Annotated in this window: 23 protein-coding genes and 1 pseudogene; 16 read left to right on the top strand and 8 right to left on the bottom strand. The window is 74.0% G+C overall.

The features are described 5' to 3' along the window. Positions 1-8 precede the first annotated feature (8 nt). Positions 9-1271, bottom strand: coding sequence for a ricin-type beta-trefoil lectin domain protein (locus C3489_RS30360; RefSeq protein ID WP_103785299.1), 1263 nt, complete (start codon positions 1269-1271; stop codon positions 9-11). A gap of 142 nt (positions 1272-1413) precedes the next feature. Beyond that, complete coding sequence (locus C3489_RS39660) at positions 1414-2055, bottom strand: VanZ family protein (RefSeq protein ID WP_258055019.1); 642 nt, start codon at positions 2053-2055, stop codon at positions 1414-1416. Positions 2056-2287: 232 nt separating this feature from the next. Between C3489_RS39660 and C3489_RS30350 the strand changes: the two genes are divergently transcribed. The 6 genes from C3489_RS30350 to C3489_RS30325 are packed head-to-tail and all read left to right on the top strand — an operon-like array spanning position 2288 to position 6099. Further along, on the top strand, positions 2288-2470 hold the full coding sequence (locus C3489_RS30350; protein ID WP_103785298.1) for a hypothetical protein: 183 nt from the start codon (positions 2288-2290) through the stop codon (positions 2468-2470). Then, on the top strand, positions 2467-2919 hold the full coding sequence (locus C3489_RS30345; RefSeq protein WP_103785297.1) for a monovalent cation/H+ antiporter complex subunit F: 453 nt from the start codon (positions 2467-2469) through the stop codon (positions 2917-2919). The genes C3489_RS30350 and C3489_RS30345 overlap by 4 nt, the downstream gene beginning before the upstream one ends. Positions 2920-2970: 51 nt before the next feature. Then, the gene (locus C3489_RS30340; protein ID WP_103785296.1) at positions 2971-3231 is read left to right on the top strand and encodes a hydrogenase subunit MbhD domain-containing protein; all 261 of its coding nucleotides are present in this window, start codon (positions 2971-2973) and stop codon (positions 3229-3231) included. After that, positions 3228-3983: an MnhB domain-containing protein gene (locus C3489_RS30335; protein ID WP_103785295.1), complete on the top strand. Its 756-nt coding sequence runs from the start codon at positions 3228-3230 to the stop codon at positions 3981-3983. Before C3489_RS30340 ends, C3489_RS30335 begins: the two co-directional genes overlap by 4 nt. Continuing rightward, a complete protein-coding gene (locus C3489_RS30330) occupies positions 3980-4339 on the top strand; it encodes a sodium:proton antiporter (RefSeq protein WP_103785294.1) in 360 nt (119 codons plus the stop codon). Before C3489_RS30335 ends, C3489_RS30330 begins: the two co-directional genes overlap by 4 nt. Beyond that, entirely contained in the window at positions 4339-6099 is a 1761-nt protein-coding gene (locus C3489_RS30325; protein ID WP_103785293.1) for a complex I subunit 5 family protein, read from the top strand. The genes C3489_RS30330 and C3489_RS30325 overlap by 1 nt, the downstream gene beginning before the upstream one ends. Here C3489_RS30325 and C3489_RS30320 read toward each other — a convergent pair whose 3' ends face one another. The 3 genes from C3489_RS30320 to C3489_RS30310 all read right to left on the bottom strand — a co-directional run bounded on the left by C3489_RS30320 (position 6100) and on the right by C3489_RS30310 (position 9790). Continuing rightward, positions 6100-6798, bottom strand: coding sequence for a DUF4230 domain-containing protein (locus C3489_RS30320; protein ID WP_103785292.1), 699 nt, complete (start codon positions 6796-6798; stop codon positions 6100-6102). A gap of 67 nt (positions 6799-6865) precedes the next feature. Beyond that, positions 6866-8719 (bottom strand): tetracycline resistance ribosomal protection protein Otr(A), encoded by a 1854-nt coding sequence (otr(A), locus tag C3489_RS30315; RefSeq protein ID WP_103785291.1) that lies wholly within the window; start codon positions 8717-8719, stop codon positions 6866-6868. 150 nt (positions 8720-8869) lie between these two features. Beyond that, on the bottom strand, positions 8870-9790 hold the full coding sequence (locus C3489_RS30310; protein WP_103785290.1) for a LysR substrate-binding domain-containing protein: 921 nt from the start codon (positions 9788-9790) through the stop codon (positions 8870-8872). Between the two features lie 148 nt (positions 9791-9938). Here C3489_RS30310 and C3489_RS30305 point away from each other — a divergent pair, with 148 nt between their 5' ends. Genes C3489_RS30305 through C3489_RS30285 form a run of 5 tightly spaced genes read left to right on the top strand, consistent with a single transcriptional unit; the run spans position 9939 to position 14293 of the window. Next, positions 9939-10487, top strand: a complete 549-nt coding sequence (locus C3489_RS30305; protein WP_181139908.1) for a flavin reductase family protein — start codon at positions 9939-9941, stop codon at positions 10485-10487. Continuing rightward, complete coding sequence (locus C3489_RS30300; protein ID WP_103785288.1) at positions 10484-11953, top strand: 4-hydroxyphenylacetate 3-hydroxylase family protein; 1470 nt, start codon at positions 10484-10486, stop codon at positions 11951-11953. Before C3489_RS30305 ends, C3489_RS30300 begins: the two co-directional genes overlap by 4 nt. Continuing rightward, on the top strand, positions 11950-12423 hold the full coding sequence (locus C3489_RS30295) for a RidA family protein (protein WP_103785287.1): 474 nt from the start codon (positions 11950-11952) through the stop codon (positions 12421-12423). Before C3489_RS30300 ends, C3489_RS30295 begins: the two co-directional genes overlap by 4 nt. Beyond that, the gene (locus C3489_RS30290; RefSeq protein ID WP_103785286.1) at positions 12420-13097 is read left to right on the top strand and encodes a DUF1028 domain-containing protein; all 678 of its coding nucleotides are present in this window, start codon (positions 12420-12422) and stop codon (positions 13095-13097) included. The genes C3489_RS30295 and C3489_RS30290 overlap by 4 nt, the downstream gene beginning before the upstream one ends. Next, positions 13094-14293 carry a M20 family metallopeptidase gene (locus C3489_RS30285; RefSeq protein ID WP_219821996.1) on the top strand — a complete coding sequence of 400 codons (1200 nt, stop codon included), beginning with the start codon at positions 13094-13096 and terminating at the stop codon, positions 14291-14293. The genes C3489_RS30290 and C3489_RS30285 overlap by 4 nt, the downstream gene beginning before the upstream one ends. Here C3489_RS30285 and C3489_RS30280 read toward each other — a convergent pair. Beyond that, the gene (locus C3489_RS30280; RefSeq protein WP_181139907.1) at positions 14257-14859 is read right to left on the bottom strand and encodes a TetR/AcrR family transcriptional regulator; all 603 of its coding nucleotides are present in this window, start codon (positions 14857-14859) and stop codon (positions 14257-14259) included. The genes C3489_RS30285 and C3489_RS30280 overlap by 37 nt on opposite strands. 202 nt (positions 14860-15061) lie before the next feature. Between C3489_RS30280 and C3489_RS30275 the strand changes: the two genes are divergently transcribed. The 4 genes from C3489_RS30275 to C3489_RS30260 all read left to right on the top strand — a co-directional run bounded on the left by C3489_RS30275 (position 15062) and on the right by C3489_RS30260 (position 20595). Further along, on the top strand, positions 15062-16534 hold the full coding sequence (locus tag C3489_RS30275) for an aldehyde dehydrogenase (RefSeq protein WP_103785284.1): 1473 nt from the start codon (positions 15062-15064) through the stop codon (positions 16532-16534). 51 nt (positions 16535-16585) lie between these two features. Next, entirely contained in the window at positions 16586-17947 is a 1362-nt protein-coding gene (locus C3489_RS30270) for an aspartate aminotransferase family protein (protein ID WP_103785283.1), read from the top strand. A gap of 101 nt (positions 17948-18048) precedes the next feature. After that, complete coding sequence (locus tag C3489_RS30265) at positions 18049-19563, top strand: APC family permease (RefSeq protein WP_258055018.1); 1515 nt, start codon at positions 18049-18051, stop codon at positions 19561-19563. A gap of 75 nt (positions 19564-19638) precedes the next feature. Then, positions 19639-20595, top strand: a complete 957-nt coding sequence (locus C3489_RS30260) for a ribose-phosphate pyrophosphokinase (protein ID WP_103785282.1) — start codon at positions 19639-19641, stop codon at positions 20593-20595. Positions 20596-20599: 4 nt separating this feature from the next. On the opposite strand, the gene C3489_RS30255 is transcribed toward C3489_RS30260, so the two are convergent. After that, the gene (locus C3489_RS30255) at positions 20600-20980 is read right to left on the bottom strand and encodes an anti-sigma factor antagonist (RefSeq protein ID WP_103785281.1); all 381 of its coding nucleotides are present in this window, start codon (positions 20978-20980) and stop codon (positions 20600-20602) included. A 234-nt stretch (positions 20981-21214) separates the two neighbouring features. Next, positions 21215-22168: an NADP-dependent oxidoreductase gene (locus tag C3489_RS30250; protein WP_103785280.1), complete on the bottom strand. Its 954-nt coding sequence runs from the start codon at positions 22166-22168 to the stop codon at positions 21215-21217. A gap of 71 nt (positions 22169-22239) precedes the next feature. Between C3489_RS30250 and C3489_RS39655 the strand changes: the two are divergent. Continuing rightward, positions 22240-22364 (top strand): annotated as a pseudogene (locus tag C3489_RS39655) (AraC family transcriptional regulator); the annotation flags it as partial.

Below are 22364 nucleotides of genomic sequence, written 5' to 3'. Positions count from 1 at the left end.
CGGGCGGCTCAGCCGAGCGTCCACTTCTGGTTCGCGCCACCCGTGCAGGTCCAGATCTGCAGGCGCGTTCCGTTGGCGGAGCTGCCGCCGGTGGCGTCCAGGCACTTGTCCGCCTGTGGATTGACGATGTCGTGCGCCGCCGTGACGGTCCACCTCTGGTTGGCGCCGCCCGAGCAGTCCCACAGCTGCACCGTGGAGCCGTCCGCCGTGCCGCGGTCGGTCACGTCCAGGCACTTGCCGAGCGCGCGCAGCGTGCCGTCCGCGCCGGCCGTCCACGCCTGGGCGGCGGTGCCGTTGCAGTCGTAGAGCTGGACGGGGGTGCCGTTGGCGGGGTTCGCCCCGGCGACGTCCACGCACTTGCCCGCCAGACCGCGGATCGGCACGGCGGCGGCCGAGTCGCCGGTGGTCACCGACACGTGATCGACCACCAGCTGCTGCGGGAAGACGGTGGAGCCGTCCGGGTCGCCGGGCCAGTAGCCGCCCACGGCCAGGTTCAGGATGAGGAAGAACGGCTTGTCGAACACCCAGGTCCGACCGCCCAGGTCGGCCGGCGTGCGGCGCTGGTAGACGGTGCCGTCCACCGACCAGGTGATCGAGCCGGGCGCCCAGTCCACGGCGAAGGTGTGGAAGGCGTCTGCGAAGGCCTGGCCGCCGGGCAGGGTGTAGGCGGCGCCGATGCCGCCGGAGCCGGAGTAGCCGGGGCCGTGGATCGTGCCGTGCACGGTGGACGGCTCGAAGCCGACGTTCTCCATGACGTCGATCTCGCCCGAGTCCGGCCAGTTCACCGGGGTGCCCAGCATCCAGAACGCCGGCCACATGCCCTGCCCGCGCGGGATCTTCATCCGCGCCTCGACGTGCCCGTACTGCGCGGTGAACTTCCCCGCGGTGTTCAGCCGGGCCGAGGTGTACTGGCAGGTGCCGTACCAGCACTGGTAGCCGGCCGGGTTCTCGCGCCGGGCCGTGATCACCAGATGGCCCTGCCCGTCGAGCGCGGCGTTCTTCGTGCCGGACGTGTAGTACTGCCGCTCGTGGTTGTTGACGTTGTCGCCGGTCTCCAGCTGCCACTTGGCGGAGTCCACCGCAGCGCCGGCGGGTCCGTCGAAGGTGTCGGAGAAGGTCACCGCCGCCGCGGCCGGCTCGGCGCTGCGGACCTGTGCCGGGGCCGTCGCGTCGGTGGTCTGCGCCCGTGCGGGGGCCACCACGGCGGACGCGGCGAGCAGGGCGGAGGCGGCGGCGAGCAGACATCGGCGGAGCGTGCGTGGACGGACCACGGTTTCTCCCTTCCGTCCGGCGGCCCGTGTGCGCGGGCGGGCCGGACCGAGGTGGGGGGTGGGGGAGCGGTGCGTGTCGCCTCTTGATTCAAGGCGTGAAGTAAGTGGCCGTCAAGCCCCTGGTGCAGACCAGGAGTTGACCTCAGGCCCGGCTCGCCCTGGCGTGCACCGCCCGGCCCAGCCGCCGCCCCAGGAGCAGGTAACCGGCCAGCGCGCCCGCCGTGTTGAGGATGACGTCGTCGATGTCGAAGGCCCGCCCGGTCACCATCGCGCCCTGCACCAGCTCCACCAGCAGCATCACCACCGCCGTGAGCACCAGCACCCGCCACACCCGCCGGGCCCGGGGCGCCACCAGCGGCACCAGCACCCCGAACGGCACCCCCAGCAGCAGGTTCCCGCCGATCTGCTTCACGGCGTCGCGCAGCGCCGGCTGGTCGAGATACGCCCGCAGGGAGCGCCCCGGGTGCAGATTGGTGTGCGTGAACGCCTCCGACGCGGGGGAGGGCCGCAGCGTCAGCCTGGCCAGCACCACGGCGAACGCCACCATCAGCACGAACGCCGCCACCGACACCAGCAGCCGCACCACCAGCCGCAACGGCCCCTGACGCTCCTTCACCTCCCGCGCGGGGGCCGCCCTGCGAAAGGCGGGCCACCGGCGCCCCGCCGGCCGGTCGGACGCCGCCCTGCCGAAGGCGGGCCACCGGCGCCGCGCCCGCCGCTCGGGCGCTGCCCTGCCGAAGGCGAACCACGGGCGTCCCGCCCTGCTCCACGTCAGCCGGGTCATGAGGGTCTTGCTCCAACCTCCTTGCATGGCAGGCCGGTTACCCGCGATCCGCCCGGCCAGTCCGGCTCCGGCCCCGGGCCGGGGCGGCCGGCGGCGGTTTCCGTTCCTGCGGTCGGGGCACTCCGGGTGCAGGCCCGCGCGTGCCGCCGCCCACCACGGCGTGCGCGGTGCTTGGATGCCCCGCAGACGACGGCACGGGCGAGGGCGACGGCGGGCGGCGAGGAGGTGGCGGGTGGACCGGCGTACGACACTGCGCGCCACGGGCGAACTCCTCGCCTGGTGGGCCGCGCTCGCCGTGCTGTGGCTGGTGCTGATCAGCACCGTCTACCCGCTGGAGCTCGCGGTGGGCGGCGGCGCCGCGGCGGTCGGCGCGCTCGCCGCCCGGGCCGCCCGGCGGGCGGTGAACGACCGGTGAACGGCTGGCTCCTCGCGGCGGCCGTCGTCCTGGCCGGCGGGGCCGGGGCGGCGCTGTGGGGCGTGGCGACCGGCCCGCTGCGCCGACGGGCCGTCGCACAGAACCTGTCCACCGCGCTGGTCTGCCCCGGCCTGCTGCTGCTCTCCCAGGGCTACCAGCGCACCTCCTACGTCGACCTCGCCCTGCTGCTCGCGCTGCTGGGCCCGGTCGGCACCCTCGTCTTCGCCCGGCTGCTCGCCGACGACCTCGCCGACGACCCGCCACGCGCCCGGGCCGCGACCTGGGCGGCCGCCGGTGTCGGGGCGGTGAGCGTCGTCGCGCTGTGCGTGGCCACCGGCCCCGGACGGGCCATGGTGAAGCTGCTGGTGATCGGGGCGCTGCTGGTCGGCGGCAACCTGGTCGCCTCCCGCGCGCTGTCCGGCGGGATCACCGGGGTGCGCGGTGGCTGACACCCGCCGCCCCACGCGGGCGGCCGTTGCCGTCGAGGAGGTGGCGCTCCGGTGACCGACGCCGTCATCGTCGTCGCGCTGCTGCTCGTGGCCGCCGCCGCGACCGCCGCCGTGGCCACCCGCGACCCGGTGCGCCAGTCCCTCGTCCTGGCCGTGCTCGGCGTGGTGCTCGCGGTGCTGTTCACCGTGCTCCAGGCACCCGACGTCGGCCTGTCGCAGCTCGCCGTCGGCGCCGCCGTCACACCGCTGTTGCTGCTGCTGACGGTCCGCAAGGTGCGCCGCCGCGCCCGGCCCAAGGACGGTGGACGATGAGCCGGCGCGTACGGCTGTGGCTCGTCGCGCTGGGCGGCGCGGGCCTGGCCGCCCTGCTCGTCGCCGCCTGCCTGGACCTGCCCGCCTTCGGCGGCGACCGCCACCCCTACGGTGACCGCGCCGTGCACGCCGCGCTCACCCGGCGCACCGCCAACACCATCGCGTCCGTCAACTTCGACCAGCGCGCTTTCGACACGCTCGGCGAGATGAGCATCCTGTTCGCCTCCGTGCTCGGCTGCGTGGTCCTGCTGCGCCAGGCCCGCGACGAACACCGCGCCGCGCCCCAGCCCGCCGAGGTCGCCCGCCCGGTGCGCCGCTACGCGCTCGTCGTGCTGCCCGTCGCCGTGCTCACCGGACTCTATGTGATCGCGCACGGGCAGCTCAGCCCCGGCGGCGGCTTCCAGGGCGGCGTCGTCACCGCGACCGCGCTGCACCTGCTCTACCTCGGCGCCGACTACCGCGCCCTGGAACGCGTCCGCCCGATCGGCCTGTACGAGGCCGGCGACGCGCTCGCCGCCTGCGCCTACCTCGTCACCGGCCTCGCCGGCGTCCTCGCCGGCACCGCCTTCCTGGCCAACACACTGCTGCCGTACGGCACCTTCAACACACTCTCCTCCGGCGGGCTCGTCCCGCTGCTGAACGCGGCCATCGGCATGGAGGTCGCCTGCGCGATCGTCGTGCTGCTCGCCAACTTCCTGGACCAGGCCGTGGAGATCGTCGAGGAGAACGGACAGGGGAGGGAGAACAGATGAGTGCCGTCCTGCACGTCCTGCCGTACCTGGTCGCCGCCTGGGTGTTCCTGGCCGGCGCCTACGGCCTGGCCACCAGCCGCAACCTCATCCACGCCGTCGGCTGCCTGTCCGTCTGCCAGGCCGGGACCTACGTCCTGCTGCTGGCCGTCGGCTACCGCGACGGCGCCACCGCGCCCGTGTTCTCCGACATCCCACCCGGCTCGCGGCCGGTCGTGGACCCGGTGGTGCAGGCCCTCGCGCTGACCGACGTCGTCGTCGGCGCCACGGTCACCGCCCTGCTGCTCGCCCTGGTCGTGCAGATCGCCAAGCGGCACGACACGGTCGACCCCGACGAACTGTCCGAGCTGCGCGGCTGATGCACCATCTGATCCCGCTGCTGGTCGCCCTCCCGCTGCTCGGCGCGGGTGCGCTCGTCGCCGCAGGCCGCCGGCTGCCCCGCGCCGCCGCCGAGTCCGTCGGCTGCCTGGTCTCCGCCGGCACCGGCGCCCTCGCGCTCGTGTTGCTGCTGAACTCCTCGCCGCCCATGGTCGAGTGGGTCGGCGGCTGGCTGCCGGTGAACGGCGAGAGCGTCGGCATCGTGGTCGTCGGCGACGGGCCCGGCCTCGGCCTCGCCGCGCTCGCCTCCCTGCTGACCCTCGCCGCGCTGGTGTACTCCTGGCGTTACTTCGACGAGCCGCCGCGCCGCCACGCCGGGTCCTTCCCGGCGCTGATGCTGGTCTTCCAGGCCGGGATGTGCGGGTTCGCGATCGCCGGGGACCTGTTCAACGCGTTCGTGTTCTTCGAGCTGATGAGCGTCGTCGCCTACGCCCTGACCGGGTACCGCATCGACGAGCCGAGGGCCGTGCAGGGCGCGCTGACCTTCGCCGTCGTCACCTCCCTCGGCGCGTACGCGATGCTGATGGGCATCGGCCTGCTGTACGGGCGGACCGGGGAACTGGCCATGACCGGCATCGGCCGCGGCCTGGACGCGCACGGCACGCCGGACGCGCTGGTCCTGACCGCGTTCGTGCTGGTGCTGACCGGGCTGCTGGTCAAGGCGGCCGCCGTGCCGTTCCACTTCTGGCTGCCCGACGCGCACGCCGTCGCACCCACCCCCGTGTGCATGCTGCTGTCCGGTGTCATGGTCGAACTCGGCGTGTACGGCGTGTGGCGCGTGTACTCCACCGTGTTCTCCGGTCCCGGCGGGGTGCCGGTGGCCGACGCCGGGCACGCGCTGGCCGTGCCGGGCGCCCTGAGCGCGGTGGTCGGCGCGGTGATGTGCTGGTACCAGCGGCACGTCAAACGGCTGCTGGCCTACTCGACCGTCGCCCACACCGGCCTGTTCCTGCTCGGCGTCGGACAGCTGACGCCCGAGGCCGACGACGGGGTCGCCCTGTACCTCCTCGGGCACGCCGGAGTGAAGGCGGCGCTGTTCGCCTGCGCGGGCATCCTCCTCGACCGCTACGGCTGCCTCGACGAGCACGTGCTGCACGGCCGGGCCCGCGGGATGCGCCCGGTCGCGGTGATGTTCGCCGTCGGCGGGCTCGCCCTGGCCGGGCTGCCGCCGTTCGGCACCGGACTCGGCAAGGCGATCGGCGAGGAGGCCGCGGGCGGTCCGCTCACCGCCCTGTACGTGGCCGTCTCCGCCGTCACCGCCGGGGCGGTACTGCGGCTGACCGCACGGGTGTTCTTCGGACTGGGGCCGAGGCCGCGGGAGAGCGCGGAGTACGAGACGACCGGCGCGAGCGAGCGGCCCGAGACCGAACGCCGGCTCACCCGCGTCCCCGACACGATGACCGCGGTGCCCGCGGTGCTGCTGGCCGCCGCGTTCGCCGTCGGCGCGGTCCCCGGCTTCGCCGGGGTGGTCGCCGACGCCGTGAACGAGGCCGGCTCCGGCGGCGTCCGCACCGACGTGCACTGGACACCGACCGGTGTCCTGCTGGGCCTGCTGTCCACCGCGCTGGCCGTGGCCCTGGCCGCCGTCGCCGTCACCCGGCCGGCCTGGCTGGCCGCCCCGCGCTGGGCGCTGCCCCTGCGCCGCCTGCAGTCCGGGCACATCGGCGACTACGTGGCGTGGGTGCTGGCCGGCACGGTCCTGCTGGGCGCGCTCGCGCTGCCGGGTGTCCTGGGCGGCTGATCAGGTGCCGTAGGAGACACGCACCTCGGTGAAGCCCAGCGAGCGCAGCAGGCCCGTCAGCATGGCCGTGGTGTTGCTCTCGGCGCGGCTGGTCAGCCCGCTGTCGCGGGCGGCCTCCCCGATGTGCCGGGCGGCCAGTCGCTGCACGGCCTGCTCGCTGTTGGGGTTGTCCGAGAAGAGGTCCCCGAGCCGGTCGAGCAGACCGCGCTGCTTGGAGACCGCGTAGGAGTGGTCCGGGTCGAGGGCGGGGCGGCCCAGCCGGGCGTGCGGCAGCCGCAGCGTCGCCGCGGTGCGGTCGCCGTTCACCGTCACGTCCCGCTCGCCGACCCGCCCGAGGTCGACGTAGGCGTCGACGGTGCCCGCACCGACGTACAGGGTGCGGGTGCCGCGGATGGCGTCGGGCAGGAACTTGGCGTCCTTGTCCAGGTCGACCACGACCTGGAAGGTGCCGGACGCCGCGTCGTAACGGCTGATGTCCCGCACGGACTTCAGCAGGGCCGGGCCCGAACGGTCGTGGGTCTCGGTGCCGAACACCTCCCGCAGGCCCGGCAGCACGCTCAGCCGCAGCCCCGCGAAGAACACGGCGAGCACCAGCACCACCGACAGCAGCAGCTTGGCCCAGCCGGGCAGTCGGCGCGGCCGGGCGGGGCCGGGGGCATCGGTGTGACGGCGGGGGGAGTCCGTGTCAGAAGTCGTCATGGCGACCGTCCTCCTTCCTTCCCTCCGCATGCCCCCCGATCGCCGGGTCAGGCGGGCGCGTCGGGGTTCAGCGGGCGGGCCGGTCGCCCGAGGGGCGCGACCACCACACCCCCTCCCCGTGGGTGAGCCCCGGAAGCCGCAGCTCCACCTCGCGGGTGCGCCGGGCCGGCAGCTCGCCCCTGATCACCCAGCCGGCCGGCGCCGGGGCGGTCTCCTCGACGTCGGCCTCGCACACCGCGAGCTGCGCGCCGACCGCGGCGAGCGCGTCCGGCGGCACCTCCGCCTCGAAGGCGTGGTACGGCTCGTACAGCCGCGTGCCGGCCCGCTGCAGAGCGCGGCGCAGCACGATCGGCGTCAGGCCGCGGAAGTCGCGGGCCGTGCTGACCGGGGAGCAGAACCCGGAGCGGATCAGGGTGACCCGGTAGTCGGTGACCTCCCTGCCGTGCGGTCCGGCACTCATCGTCGCGTGGACGGTGTCCTCGATCGCCTGGTGGAAGGCCCGGGGCAGCGCCCCCAGTTCCGTCTCATGGGTGAACACCCCGCCGGAACCGGGCGGCCCGGGCTCCACCCGCAGCCCGACCGTCGCCCAGTACCGGGTGTTGTCCAGCCACGGCATCTCCTCGCACGCCTGCCCGGTCCCGGCGGGCCGCTCCAGCGTCCGCACCCGGCCCGGCGCGAAGTCGGCCTCGATGCCGAAGTCCTCGGCCAGGGTGGCCGCGAGCACCTCCATCTGCACCTCGCCGTACAGCAGCAGCGCGGTCTGCCCGGCCTCGGCGGGCCGGGCGTGCAGCAGCGGGTCCTGGTCGGCCAGCGCCAGCAGGGCCGCCCGCAGCGGCGCCGCCTGCTCGGGGCGCCGGGCCCGCACCACGGTCTCCAGCGTGGGCGGCGCGAACTGCGGTGCGCGCTCGGTGAGTTCACCCAGGCGGTCGCCGACCCGCAGCCCGGGAACGCCGCCGAGGGCGGCGATGTTTCCTGCGGTGAGCGCCCCCGTGCGGCCGGTCACCGTCAGCCGGTTCGCCCGCCCGCGCACCTCGCGGGCCCGTCCGTCCGCCGCACGGCGCAGAAAGGTCAGCCGCTGACGCGGCCTCACCTCACCGTCGTACAGGCGCAGATACGCGGTCCGCTCGCCGCCGGGGCCCGGACGCACCGCGAACACCGTGCCGCGCGGCCCGCCGGCCCCGGACGGCTCGGGTACGGGGACGAGGTCGACGATCCCCCGGACCAGCTCGGGGACGCCCTGGCCGCCGAGCGCGGAGCCGAAGAACACGGGGTGGAAGGAACCGTCGCCGGTGCGCGCGGCCAGGGCGGCGCGCAGCTGCCCGCTGGTGGGCGCCGGTCCGTCCACGACGGCCGCCAGCACCTCGGAGTCGACGTCGGCGAGCGCCTCGACGGCCTGCTCGTCCAGCGGACACGGCCGTACGGCGGCCTGTGCGGTGCCGGCGCCGGTGACCGAGGTCAGCGGGGCGATGTGCGGGGTGAGCCGGCGGCGGACGTCGCTGAGCAGGGCGTCGGTCCGGGCACCGGTGCGGTCGATCTTGTTGACGAAGACCAGCGTGGGCAGCCGCAGCCGCTTCAGCGTGCGCATCAGCACCCGCGTCTGCGCCTGCACGCCCTCCACCGCCGACAGCAGCAGCACCGCGCCGTCCAGCACCTCCAGGGCGCGCTCGACCTCGGCGATGAAGTCGCAGTGGCCCGGGGTGTCGATGAGGTTGATCTGCGTGCCGTGCGCGGTGAAGGAGGCGACGGCCGAGCGGACGGTGATGCCGCGCCGGCGCTCGATCGCCCCGTCGTCCGTCCGGGTGTCGCCGGCGTCGACGCTGCCGAGGCGGTCGATCGCCCCGTGGTCGAACAGCAGCCGCTCGGTGAGGCTGGTCTTACCGGCGTCGACGTGGGCGAGAATGCCGATGTTCAGGGTGTGCACGCGTGGTGGTGTCCTCGGGAACCGGGAGCCGGAAGGTGGGCTGGGTGATTCCGAGGAGTCGGCGCATGCGGGGGCTCCGGAGGTGCGGGAACACGGACGCGGCCATCATGACGGCACACCCGCGAGTGACCGCAACCGGATTTCCGGCTCTCAGCCCGTCACCGTGCGCGGGACGACCTCCCGGACCACGTCCATCAGGGCGCGGGCGCGGGCCGTCTGGCGCAGGCCGGACGGGCGGGCCAGGACCAGGCTCAGCGGCGGGTGCTCGTCCGCCAGCTCCAGCGCGACCACCTCGCCGCCGCCGTAGGTCTGCCGGGTCGCCGGGCGCTGGTTGAGCAGCGAGAAGCCGTGGCCGCGCGCGACCATCGAACGCACGGCCTCGTAGCTCTGCGCGCGGTGGCGGACGTCCGGCGCGGCGCCGGTGGAGGCCACCAGGGAGCGGAAGTAGTCGCGGCTGTGGGGCAGGTCGAGCAGGATGAGCGGCTCCTCGGCCAGCTCCGCCAGCCGGACCCTGCGCCGGCGGGCCAGCCGGTGGTCCGCGGCGACGATGGCGTGCGCGGGCAGCGAGGCGAGCGGCTCGCGCACCACGTCGTCGCCGAAGCCGAGGTCGTAGCTGAGCGCGAACTCGATCCGGCCCCCGCGCAGCGCCTGCGCCAGCTCCGTCGCCTCCGCCTCCAGGACGCCCACCTCGACGCCGGGGTACCGCCCGGCGAACTCGGCCAGCAGGGACGGCAGATGGAACGGGGCCAGGGTCACGAAGCAGCCCATGCCGACAGGGCCGGTCAGCGCCGCTCCGGTGCCCTTGGCCTCCTCGGCGACCTCCCGGGCGTGCGCGAGGAGTTCACGGGCCTGGTGCAGCAGCCGCTCCCCGGCGGGCGTGGGCGTCAGCCCCTTGGCGCGGCGCCGGATGAACAGCTGCACCCCCAGTTCGCGTTCGAGGTTGGTGACGGCGGCGGACACCGCGGACTGCGCGATCATCAGCCGGTCGGCGGCGGCCGTCAGGGAGCCGGTCTCCGCGGCGACGGAGAAGTACCGCAGCTGCACGAGAGTGAACCCCACCGCATCGGACATGGTCAGGCGCCTTCCTCTGTTTTTTCGATGCTTCTAGCCTAAAAGCTCTGCTTTACCGAGGAACAGGGGTGCGCCCATAGTGAGGTCACGGCCGGCGCCGGCCGCCTCCCTCGATCCCACCCCCATGACCCCGGGAGGGGTGCATGACATGAGCCTCGCCCCGCACCACCTCGACACCCCGACGGACGACACCCGCCGGCAGTTCGTCGCGGCGATGGGCAACGCCGCCACCGGCGTCACCGTCGTCGCCACGGACGGCCCCGCCGGCCGCCTCGCCCAGACCGTCAGCGCCATGTGCTCGGTCAGCGCGGACCCGCCCTCGCTGCTGGTCTGCGTCAACCGGCGCAGCCCCCTGGTGGCCGCCGTCCGGCGCAACCAGGTCTTCTCCGTGAACGTGCTGAGCACCGGCCAGGCGCACGTCTCCGACACCTTCGCCGGCCGGCCGGCCGCCGGCGAGCCCTACGACTTCGGCTGCGCCCACTGGCACCGGCTGGACAGCGGGGCGCCCGGACTGACCGGCGCCGCGGCCGTGTTCGACTGCCGGCTCGCCGAGGCCCGGCCGCTCGGCACCCATGTCGTCCTCGTCGGCTCGGTCCTCGCCAGCCGCTGCACCGACCTCATGCCGCTGACGTACCACGCACGGTCCTACGGCGCCCACCACCCCATCGACCCGCAGCAGGGAGCACAGCCACGATGATCCGCACGGGAGAGCAGTACCGGGAGTCGATCCGCGACGGACGGCAGATCTGGATCAACGGCGAGAAGGTCGACGACGTCACCACCCACCCCGCGTTCCGCCCGCTGGTGGACATCCGCGCCCGCATCCACGACATGGCCCACGACCCCGCCACCCGGGACACCCTGGCCTACGCCGACCCGGAGACGGGCGAGCTCAACGCCGTCCAGCAGAAGCCGCCGGTCACCCGGGACGACTGGGACGCCAAGCGGGCCGCCACCGACGCGGTGCTCAGCGACGTCGGCGGGGTGGTGACCCGGGTCGGCGACGAGACCATCGGCGAGATGTGGTCCCTGATCGACGGGCAGGACGTGCTCGACGCGATCAACCCGGCCTACAGCGACAACGTCCGGCGGCACATCCGGCAGGCCTGCTTCGGTGACCCCTTCCACGTCTCCGCCAACACCGACCCCAAGGGCGACCGTTCCAAGCGCCCGCAGGACCAGGACCCCGACATGCTGCTGCACGTCGTGAAGGAGACCGACTCCGGGATCGTGGTGCGCGGCGCCAAGTACGAGACCGCCGCCGCCTACGCCAACCAGGCCTTCACCAAGCCCACCATCGCCAACTGGGGCGACAGCGAACTGTCCGACTACGCCCTCGGGTTCATCCTCGACATGGGGGCGCCGGGCCTGAAGTACATCTGCCGCACCGGGTTCGCCGGCCGCGCCCCCGCCGAGGACTACCCGCTCGCCAACCGCTTCGACGAGGTCGACACCCTGGTCGTCTTCGACGACGTGGAGATCCCCTGGGAGAACGTGCTGTTCTACCGGGACACCCGGGCGGCCACGTTCATCCGCGCCACCCTGCACCGCTACAGCGCCTTCGCCTTCACCCAGCGCAACCTCCGGCTCGCCGACCTGATGATCGGCGCCGCCCTGTGGAACGTGAAGCAGACCGGCCTGGAGCGCCAGCAGGCCGTGCAGGAGAAGCTCGCCGCGCTCGCCTGCTACCGCGAGGGCGTCAACGCCCACCTCACCGCCGCGATCGCGCTCGCCGAGCGAAGCCCCGGCGGGCTGCTCATGCCGAACCAGTCGCTGCTCTACACCGGCCGGGTGCTGGCCTGCTCACAGCTGCACGAGATGATGCACATCGCCCGCGAACTGTGCGGCGGGCAGATCTGCGTCACCCCCGACAAGGCGTCCTTCGACCACCCGGACACCGGCCCCTGGCTGGAGAAGTTCTACTCCGTCAACGAGCACTGGGTCGCCGAGGACCGCCGCAAGCTCCTCGCCTACGCCCGCGACCTGCTCAACTCCGACTACGCGGGCCACCGGCTCACCTTCCAGCTGTTCGCCCAGTCCCCGCCCTTCGCCCATCTCGCCGCCGTCTACCGCAACTTCGACTTCTCCGGCCCCCTCGACCTGGTCAAGGACGCCGCCGGCCTGTCCGACCGGGTGCTCGGCACCCTGGGGAGGCGGGCATGAGCCACCACCGCGTCCGGCGCTTCGACACCGCCGAGACCTACCCCGAGCAGAACCTCTCCAACGACCTCGCCCAGGCCGTCGTCGCCGACGGCACCGTCTATCTGCGCGGGCAGATCGGCCAGGACCTCGACACCCGCGAGAACGTCGGCGTCGGCGACGTCGAAGCGCAGGCGGAGCGGGCGATGGCCAACATCGCGCTGCTGCTCAAGGAGTGCGGCAGCCGCCTGGACGACATCGTCAAGATCACCGTCTGTCTGACCGACATCCGCCACCGTGAGCCGGTCTACCGCACCATGGGCCGCTGGCTGAAGGGCGTCCACTACGTCTCCACCGGCCTCGTCGTCTCGGCGCTCGCCCGCCCCGAGTGGCTGGTGGAGATCGACGCCACCGCCGTGATCCCGGCCGGGCGGCGGGCCGAGGCCGAGCGGCTGCGGCGGGCGAGCGCCGCCGAGCGGGGGGAGGAGCTGTGACCTTCTCGATCGCCGCGCGCTGTCCGCACACCGGGCAGTTCGGCGTCGCCGTGGCCTCCTCCAGCCCCGCCGTCGCCGCCCGCTGCGCCCACGTCAGGGCCGGCGTCGGAGCGGCCTGCACCCAGAACGTGACCAACCCCGCCCTCGGCCCCCGGCTGCTGGACCAGCTGGCCGGCTGGCCCACAGGCGCCGCCGAGGCCCTGCGCCGTACGGTGGCGGGCGAACCGCACCGCGCGTGGCGGCAGTTGACGGTGATCGGCGCCTCCGGGGCACCCGCCGCGCACTGCGGGAACCGGGCGCTCGGCCGCTCCGGTCACGCCGTGGGCCCCGACGCCGTGGCCGCCGGCAACCTGCTGGCGCACGAGGACGTGCCCCGGGCCATGCTCGACGCCTTCGCCGCAGACCCCGAGGCCCCGCTCGGCCGGCGGCTGCTGGACGCCCTCGCGGCCGGGCTGGCCGCCGGGGGAGAGGAAGGGCCGGTGCACTCGGCGGGGCTGCTCGTCGCGGACCACGTGCCCTGGCCGGTGACCGACCTGCGGGTGGACTTCGGCGACGACCCGGTCGCCGGGCTGGAGCGGCTGTGGAAGCTGTGGGAGCCGCAGCAGACGGCCTACGTGACCCGGGCCCTGGCCCCGGACGAGGCGCCCTCCTACGGCGTGCCGGGGGACGTGTGACCAGGGACGTGCGGGCCGCCGTGACCCGGGCGGTGGCCGCCGCCGAGAAGCCGCTGCTCGCCCTCAGCCACCGCATCCACGCCCACCCGGAGGTCGCCTGGGAGGAGGAGAAGGCCGCCCGCTGGACCGCCGAGGCGCTGGACGCGCTGGGCTTCCGGGTCACCCCCGGGGTCTGCGGCCTGCCGACCGCCTTCGCCGCCACCGCCGGCTCGGGCCCGCTGCACCTGGCCCTGTGCGCCGAGTACGACGCCCTGCCCGGGCTCGGCCACGCCTGCGGGCACAACGTGATCGCGGCGGCCGCCGTCGGTGCCGCCGCCGGACTCGCCCCGGTCGCCGACGACCTCGGGCTGACCGTCACCGTGCTCGGCACACCCGCCGAGGAGGGCGGCGGCGGGAAGATCCTCATGCTGGAGCGGGGCGCCTTCGACGGCGTGCACGCCGCGATGATGGTCCACCCCGGCCCGGTGGACGTGGCCGAGGCCGAGCCGTTCGCCGTCGCCCACCTCGGCGTGCGCTACACCGGCCGCGCCGCGCACGCCGCCGCCTACCCGGAGCGGGGCCGCAACGCCGCCGACGCCTTCACGCTCGCCCAGGTCGCCATCGGGCTGCTGCGCCAGCAACTCCCGCCGAGCGTGCGCGTCCACGGCCTGCTCACCCGGGGCGGGGAGGCACCCAACGCGATCCCCGAGCGAACGGAGGGCCGCTGGTACGTGCGGGCGGAATCGCTGGAGGAGCTGACCGGCGTGCAGCCGCGCGTCGAGGACTGCTTCCGGGCCGGCGCCCTGGCCACCGCCTGCGAGCTCGTCATCGAGCCGGAGAGCCCGCCGTACTCCGAGTTCCGCAACGACAGCGAGCTGTTGGCGGTCTACCGGCGCAACGCCACCGCGCTGGGGCGGGACTTCGCCGCGCCCGGTGATCCGGCCGGCCGGATGAACCGGGCCTCGACCGACATGGGCAACGTCTCCCGGGTGCTGCCCGCGATCCACCCCTACCTCGGGATCGGCTCGCTCCCGGCGGTCAACCACCAGCGGGAGTTCGCCGCCCACTGCGTCACGGCCGCCGCCGACCGCGCGGTCCTGGACGGGGCGGCGGCGCTCGCGCTGACCGCTGCGGACGTCGCGGGCGACCCGGAGCAGCGGCGGCGGCTCCTGGCCGGGCGTCAGAGCCGGGGGCAGCCGGTGGCCGAGCGGGCGTAGCCGAGCAGCAGGCGCAGCGCCGTCGCGCGGTCCACGGCGGCGTTGCGGCTGACGATGTGCAGCCCGTAGCCGTCCTCCAGCGTGACCAGGTTGCGGGCCACGTCCGCCACCGGCTCGGTCAGGCTGAAGTCCCCTGCGGCTACGCCGAGTTCGAGGACCGTCGCGTACAGGGCGGTCTCCCGGGCGAAGAGCGAGCCCATCAGCGCGGCGTGCGCGGTGCTGCGGTCGGCCAGGCCGTGCAGCTCGTACAGCAGCCGGTGGCCGGCGTCGTCGGCGTCGGCGGGCAGACCGGAGGAGGCGGCCGCGCGCAGCCGCTCGACCGGGTCGGGCAGGCCGTCGGTGACGGCGTGGCGCCGGGCCAGGAACCGCTCGACGGCGCCGCTGTGCACCTCGAACACGAGGTCGTCGAGCTCCGGGTAGTAGTACAGCACCGATCCCGCCGAGACGCCCGCCTCGGCGGCGATGTCCTTGATCCGCAGCGCGGCGATGCCCCGCTCGGAGATCGCCCGGCCGGCCGCCTCGATCAGCGCCTCCCTGCGCGCGCCCTGGTTCTTCGGTCTCGCCATGCCCGCCATTCTTTACCGGCTGGTTCGAGTAATTCAAGTTGCCCGGGACCAGAGCATTGACATGACCGAGGCCCATTGTTTGACTCCGAATTCAAAGAACTGGCCCAGGCCGCCGAGGAACGCCCCCCGCAGGAGAGGCGCCGGCGCCCGCCTCTTCCGCGCCGCAGCCCCCCGAACCGACCGCCCCGCCCGGAGGACCCTCATGCTCACCCGCGACGACTGGCAGCACCGCCGCGACACCCTCGCGCCCCGCACCCGGGCGTTCATCGACGGCCGCTGGACCGATGCGGCCTCCGGCGAGGTGTTCGCCACCGTCGACCCGGCCACCGGCAAGACCACCGCCGAGGTCGCCGCCTGCGCGGCCCCCGAGGTCGACGCGGCCGTCCGCGCGGCCCGCACCGCCTTCGACGACGGACGCTGGTCGAAGCTGGCGCCCGCCGACCGCAAGAAGCGCCTGCTGCGCCTCGCCGGGCTGATCGAGGCGAACGGCCCCGAGCTCGCCCTGCTCGACAGCCTCGACATGGGCAAACCCGTCGCCGAGGCCCTCGCCGTCGACGTCCCCGGCGCCGCCGGCTGCTTCGCCTGGCACGCCGAGGCCGCCGACAAGCTGTACGACGAGATCGCGCCCGCCCCGCCGGGGAACCTCGCCCTGGTCCGGCGCGTCCCGCTCGGTGTCGTCGGCGCCGTCGTGCCGTGGAACTTCCCGCTGGACCTGGCCTCCTGGAAGCTCGCTCCCGCCCTCGCCGCCGGCAACAGCGTCGTCCTCAAGCCCGCCGAGCAGTCCCCGCTGTCCGCGCTGCGGCTGGCCGAACTGGCGGCCGAGGCGGGCATCCCCGACGGCGTGCTGAACGTCGTCCCCGGACTCGGCGAGGACGCCGGGCAGGCCCTCGGCCGCCACCCGGACGTCGACGTGCTCGCCTTCACCGGCTCCACCGCCGTCGGCCGGCTCTTCCAGTCCTACGCGGCCGAGTCCAACGGCAAGCAGGTCTGGATCGAGGCCGGCGGCAAGAGCCCCAACCTGGTCTTCGCCGACGCCGACCTGGACGCGGCCGCCGAACGGGCCGCCTGGGGCTTCGCGTTCAACGCCGGGCAGGTCTGCTCCGCCAACACCCGGCTGCTCGTCGAGGCCTCCCTGGCCGAGGAGTTCACCGCCCGGGTCGTCGCGCACGCCGCCGCCTACGTCCCCGGCGACCCGCTCGACCCGGCCACCCGGCTCGGCCCGCTGGTGGACGAGGCGCAGGCGGTCCGCGTCCTGCACGCCGTGGACCGGGCCCGCGCGCAGGGCGCCCGCGTCCACTGCGGCGGTATCCGCGAGCGGGCCTACGTCCACCCGACCGTCGTCTCCGGCCTCGGCCCCCAGGCTCCCCTCGCCCGGGAGGAGCTGTTCGCGCCGGTGCTCACCGTGCTGCCGTTCACCGACGAGGCCGAGGCCGTGCGCATCGCCAACGACTCGCCGTACGGGCTCGCCGCCTCCGTGTGGACCCGTGACCTTGCCCGCGCCCACCGCGTCGCCGACGCCCTGCACGCGGGGACGGTCTCCGTCAACACCGTGGACGCGCTCAGCCCGCTCACCCCGTTCGGCGGCTTCAAGCGGTCCGGCTACGGCCGCGACCTCTCCCCGCACGCCGTCGCCAAGTACACCGGCCTGAAGACGACGTGGATCACCTACGCATGACCCACGCGCCCGACACCCCCCCGACCGCCCGACCGGAAGGAACGCCCCCCGATGAGCCGCACCCCCCTGCCCGCGTCCGCCGCCGAGCTCGCCGCGGCCGACCGCGCCCGCATCATCCACCCCTACCTGCCCGGCAGCGTCGAGGAGCGCGTCGTGATGACCGGCGGCTCCGGCTGCCGGCTCACGGATGCCGAGGGCCGCTCCTACCTCGACGCCACCGGCGGGCTGTGGCTCGCCCAGATCGGCCACGGCCGCGAGGAGCTCGCCCGGGTCGCCCACGACCAGATGGCGAGGCTGGAGTACTTCACCAGCTTCTGGGAGTTCTCCAACGACCGGGCCGTCGAACTCGCCACCCGGCTCACCTCCCTCGCCCCCGAGGGCCTCGGGCACGTCTACTTCACCTCCGGCGGCTCGGAGGGCAACGAGGCCGCCATCAAGATGGCCCGCTACTACCACCACCGGCGCGGCGAGCGAGACCGCACCTGGATCCTCGCCCGGCACAAGGCGTACCACGGCATCGGCTACGGCGGCGGCTCGGCGACCGGCTTCCCGGTCTACCACGAGGGCTTCGCCCCGATGATGCCGCACGTCAGCCACCTCACCCCGCCGTGGCCGTACCGGCAGGAGCTGTACGGCGGCGAGGACCCCACCGACTTCCTGATCCGCGAGCTGGAGGAGCGCATCGCCGAGATCGGCGGCGAGAACATCGCCGCGATGATCGGCGAACCCATCATGGGTGTCGGCGGCATGCTCGTCCCGCCGGACGACTACTGGCCCCGGGTGCGCGAGGTCCTCGACCGGCACGGCATCCTGCTGATCCTCGACGAGGTCGTCACCGCCTACGGCCGGGTGGGCACCTGGTTCGCCGCCCAGCACTTCGGGGTGCGGCCGGACATCGTGGTCACCGCCAAGGGCATCACTTCCGGCTACATCCCGCTGGGCGCGCTGCTGGTCGGCGACCACGTCGCCGAGGTGCTGCTGCGTGAGAACGGCTTCCCCATGGGCTACACCTACAACGGCCACCCGGTCGCCGCCGCCGTCGCCCTCGCCAACCTGGACATCATCGAGCGGGAGGGCCTGCTCGGCCGGGCCGTGGACATCGGCGCGCACCTGCACCGCGAACTTGAGGAGCAGCTCGGGGGGTTGCCCGTCGTCGGCGAGATCCGCTCGGTCGGCATGATGCTGGCCGTCGAACTCGTCGCCGACCGCGGCACCCGGGCCCCGCTGCCCATGCTCCAGCCCCTGCTGCCCGACGTCATCCGCCGCGAGACCGGCGTCATCGTCCGCGACTGCGCGCACAGCCTGGTGCTCTCCCCGCCGCTGGTCATGACGGAGGCGGAGGCCAAGGAGACGGTCACCGCGATGCGCTCCGTCCTCGAACGCGCCCTGCCCACCGGCGAGATCCGCCGCTGACGACACCGGGCCGGGACCACCAGGGCCCCGGCCACCTTCCCGCCCCGGCCCCTCATTCCTCCCCGCGCTGTCCCGGGCGCGTCCCCTCAGGAGGCCTCCCCGTGTCCGCAACCCCCGTCCCCGCCACTCCCGTTCCGCACCTGCGGCGCAGTCTGCGCCGGTTCGACATCATGGCCATGGGCATCGCCGCCGTGATCTCCTTCGACGTCGTCGGGCAGATCGCCACCGGCGGCGGTGAGGCCCTCACCTGGACGGCCGCGCTCGCGCTGCTGTTCCTCCTGCCCTACGCCCTGCTGTTCGCCGAGACCGGCGCCGCGTTCCCGCAGGAGGGCGGGCCCTACGTCTGGGTCCGGCTGGCCTTCGGTCCGCTGGCCGCCGCACTGACCACCCTCTTCTACTGGGTCACCAACCCCGTCTGGCTCGGCGGCTCCCTGGTCTTCGCCGCCGCCGGCGCCTTCGACACCTACGTCGTCCACCTCGGGTCCGGCACCGTCGCCGACTACGCCTTCAAGCTCGCCTTCATCTGGATCTCCATCCTCACGGCCGTGGTGTCGCTGCGCCGCGGCAAGTGGATCACCACGGCCGGGGCCGTCGCCAAGGTCGGCCTGGTGCTGCTGTTCACCGGCACGGCGGTCGTCTACGGCCTGCGGCACGGCTTCGACGGACTCCAGCACGCCCGGACGGCACCGAGCACGGCCGGATTTCTCGGTCTGGTGCCGGTGCTGCTGTTCGCCTACGTCGGGTTCGAGGCGCCCAACGCCGCCGGCGACGAGATGCACAACCCCAAGCGGGACGTGCCCGTCTCCATCGGCGTCTCGGGCGTCGTGGCCGCCGGCTGCTATCTGCTGCCCGTGCTGGCGATCCTCGCGGTCGTCCCGGCCGACAAGGTCACCGGCATCGGCGGCTTCCTCGACGCCACCTCCCTGGTCTTCGGCGTCTACGGCGGCTTCAGCGGCGCGCTGACCACCACCGCGGCCGTCCTGTTCGTCTTCGCGCTGCTGACCCAGGGCAGCGCCTGGATGATCGTCAGCGACCGCATGCAGGCGATGGCCGCCGCCGACGGCACCTTCTTCACCCGCTCCCTCGGCGCCTTCCACGACCGGCTCGGCACCCCGGTGCGGATGAACCTGGTCTCCGGTGTCACCGCGACCCTGTTCATGCTGGCGGCGATGACCCTCGTGCACGGCGACACCGCCGCCGTCTTCGACGTCGTGCTGACGGTCGCCATCACCACGCTGCTGCTGTCCTACCTGGTGATCGTGCCCGCGCTGTACGTCCTGCGGCGCCGGTACCCGCACGTGCCCCGCCCCTACACCGTCCCGTTCGGCAGGGCCGGCTTCCTGGGCTGCGCGGTGCTGGTCCACCTCTGGATCGTGCTGGGCTCGTTCAGCGCCCTGTTCCCCGGTGTCCTGGAACCCCTGCTGGGTGTCGGCTACGACTTCCACGAGACCTGGGGCGTCACGCGCACCACCTTCGAGGCGTTCACGCTGGGCACGGTGGTGCTGCTGCTCGCCGTCGGCGCACTCGGCCGGGCGCTCGGCGCGGCCCGCGACCGCCGGGCGGCGGGCACCGGGGGTCCGGCCGCCGCACCGGCCGCCGGCAGCGCGGTGCGGTAGGACTGCGGCCTCGGATCCACCGGGTACACCAGTCGGCGGGGCCGTTCGGCCGGACCGGCCCGGGAGGAGACCGAGGTGCGAGAGATCGCCGTGTTCAGCGGAAGCGCCCACCCCGAGCTGGCCGAGGAGGTCTGTGCCCAGCTCGGGGTTCCGCTCAGCGGGACCCGGGTGAGCCGGTTCGCCAACGACTGCCTGGAGGTGCAGCTGCGGGCCAACTGCCGGGAGCGGGACGTCTTCCTGATCCAGCCGCTGGTCAGGCCCGTCCAGGAACACCTGGTGGAGCTGCTGCTGATGTGCGACGCCGCCCGCGGCGCCTCCGCGGCCCGTATCAACGTCGTCCTGCCGCACTACTCCTACGCGCGCTCCGACAAGAAGGACGCGCCGCGGATCTCGCTGGGCGGGCGGCTGGTCGCGGATCTGCTGGTGGCGGCCGGCGCCGGGCGGGTGCTGGCGATGACGCTGCACTCGCCGCAGGTGCACGGGTTCTTCTCGGTCCCGGTCGACCATCTGCACGCCCGGCGCGAGCTGGCCGCGTACTTCCGGCGCTACGACCTGACCCGCACCACCGTCGTCTCGCCGGACCTCGGCAACGCCAAGGAGGCGGCCGCCTTCGCCCGGATGATCGGCGCGCAGGTGGCCGCCGGGGCCAAGCAGCGCTACCCGGACGACCGGGTCAGCATCAGCTCGGTCATCGGGGACGTCGCCGGACGGGACGTGATCGTCCTCGACGACGAGATAGCCAAGGGCAGCACGGTGCTGGAACTGCTGCAGCGGCTGCGGCAGTCGGGGCCGCGCTCGGTGCGGGTGGCGTGCACGCACGGGCTGTTCGCGGCGGGCGCGCTCAAGCGGCTCAGCGAACAGCCGGACGTGCTGGAGATCGTGTGCACCAACACCGTTCCGGTACCGGCCGAGGAGCACACCGACAAGCTGCGCGTCCTCACCGTCGCCCCGGCGCTCGCCGAGGCCGTGCGGCGCATCCACAACGGCGAGTCGGTGAGCGCCCTGTTCGACGCGGAGCGCGCGATGCCCTGACCCCTCACAGCGAGCCGGACGCGGCCTCGGGCCGGTCCAGGGCCGCCTCCCGCGTCGGCTGCGGCGGCAGCAGCCGGGACAGCCCGGTCAGCCGCAGCATCCTCAGTGTGAGGGGGTGCGTGCACACCAGGCGGATACGGCCGTCCCGCTCCAGCACCCGGCGCCGGGCCCGGTACAGCAGACGCAGCCCGGAGCAGTCGAAGAACTCCACACCGCTCAGGTCGATCACCACGCGCGGCGTGGGACCGGACGTGGCCCGGTCGAGGTGCGGGGCGATCTCGGCCGCGGAGGCGATGTCGATCTCGCCGTGGAACTCCAGCACCGTGTGACCACGGTCGGCGCGCACGCGCAGATGAGCCGTGGGCGGCGCAGGGTCCTGCTGCACGACGGCATCGCCTCCAACCCGCTGCGTGGACGGAAGCCCCAAGTGGGGCTCCTGCCCTGCAAGTTACCCTCGGCCGACAGCATTTGAGCATGTTCGATTGACATATGTCGTTGATTTACGACCGAGTTTGATCGGGAGGGTGGCTGGAGAGGTACGGCTCCGCCCCGGCCAGGGCGACACGGATCGGTCCCCGGCCAGGGGGCACGGCTCGTTCCCCGCCGAGGCGGACACGGCTCAGTCCATCACCAGGACGAGCTTGCCCGTGGTGCGCCCGGTGTCGCCCAGCCGGTGCGCCTCGGCGGCCTCGGCGAGCGGGAAGGTCGCCGCGATCTCGGCCCGCAGCTTCCCGGCCTCGGCCAGCTCGGCGATCTTCCGCATCCCGCTGTGCGAGGCGTCGACGAGCATCCGCACCGCGCGCACACCGAGCCGCTCGGCCTCCTGGTGGAAGTCGTCCGAGCCCACCGGCAGGATCGAGACCACGATCCCGCCCGGCCGCAGCACCCGCAGCGAGCGCACCGAGGTCTCGCCGCCGAGCGTGTCCAGCACCACGTCGACGTCCTTGACCGCCTCCGTGACGTCGCGCTCCCGGTAGTCGAGGGGCTCGTCCACGCCGATGGAGCGCAGGAAGTCGTGCTTGCCGGCGCTCGCGGTACCGATGACGTACGCGCCGAGCTCCTTGGCGATCTGCACCGCGACGTGCCCGACCCCGCCGGCCGCCGCGTGGATCAGCACCCGCTGCCCCGGGCGCAGGCCGGCCGTCTCCACCAGGGCCTGCCACGCCGTCAGCGACACCAGCGGCAGTGCCCCCGCCTGCACGTGGTCGATCCCGGCGGGCTTGAGGGCGAAGGCGCGGGCCGGGCCGGTGACGTACTCGGCGTGCGAGCCGTGGCCGTAGGGGTAGGGCAGCATGCCGAACACCTCGTCGCCCGGCCGGAAGCGGGCGACGCCGATGCCGACCGCCTCCACCACGCCCGAGACGTCCCAGCCGAGCACGAACGGCGGCCGGCCGAGGAAGGCGCCGAGGGCGCGGTGCTTCCAGTCGGTCGGGTTCACACCGGCCGCGCGTACCCGCACCAGCACCTGGTTGGGGCGCGGCGCGGGCCGCGGGAGTTCGATCACCTTCAGCACCTCGGGACCGCCGAGGACGTCCTGACTCACGGCACGCATGGTCGTGTTCGCATCGCTCATGGTCCACCAGCCTGTCGTCCGCCCGGCGCCGCGGCAATGGCATGAAGGCCACCCTTCGATAGGATCGTGCCATGAGTGCCGTGCCACCGCCCGAGCGAGTCGTCGTCCTGGCCCTCGACGGCGTCTACCCCTTCGAGCTGGGCATGCCCAGCCGCATTCTCGGCCCCACCGGCCGCTACGAGGTGCTGACCTGCAC

Source organism: Streptomyces sp. Ru71, assembly GCF_002920535.1.
Lineage (GTDB): Bacteria > Actinomycetota > Actinomycetes > Streptomycetales > Streptomycetaceae > Streptomyces.
Note: the sequence above shows the minus strand (reverse complement) of the source record. Positions and strands in the feature narration are given on the sequence as shown.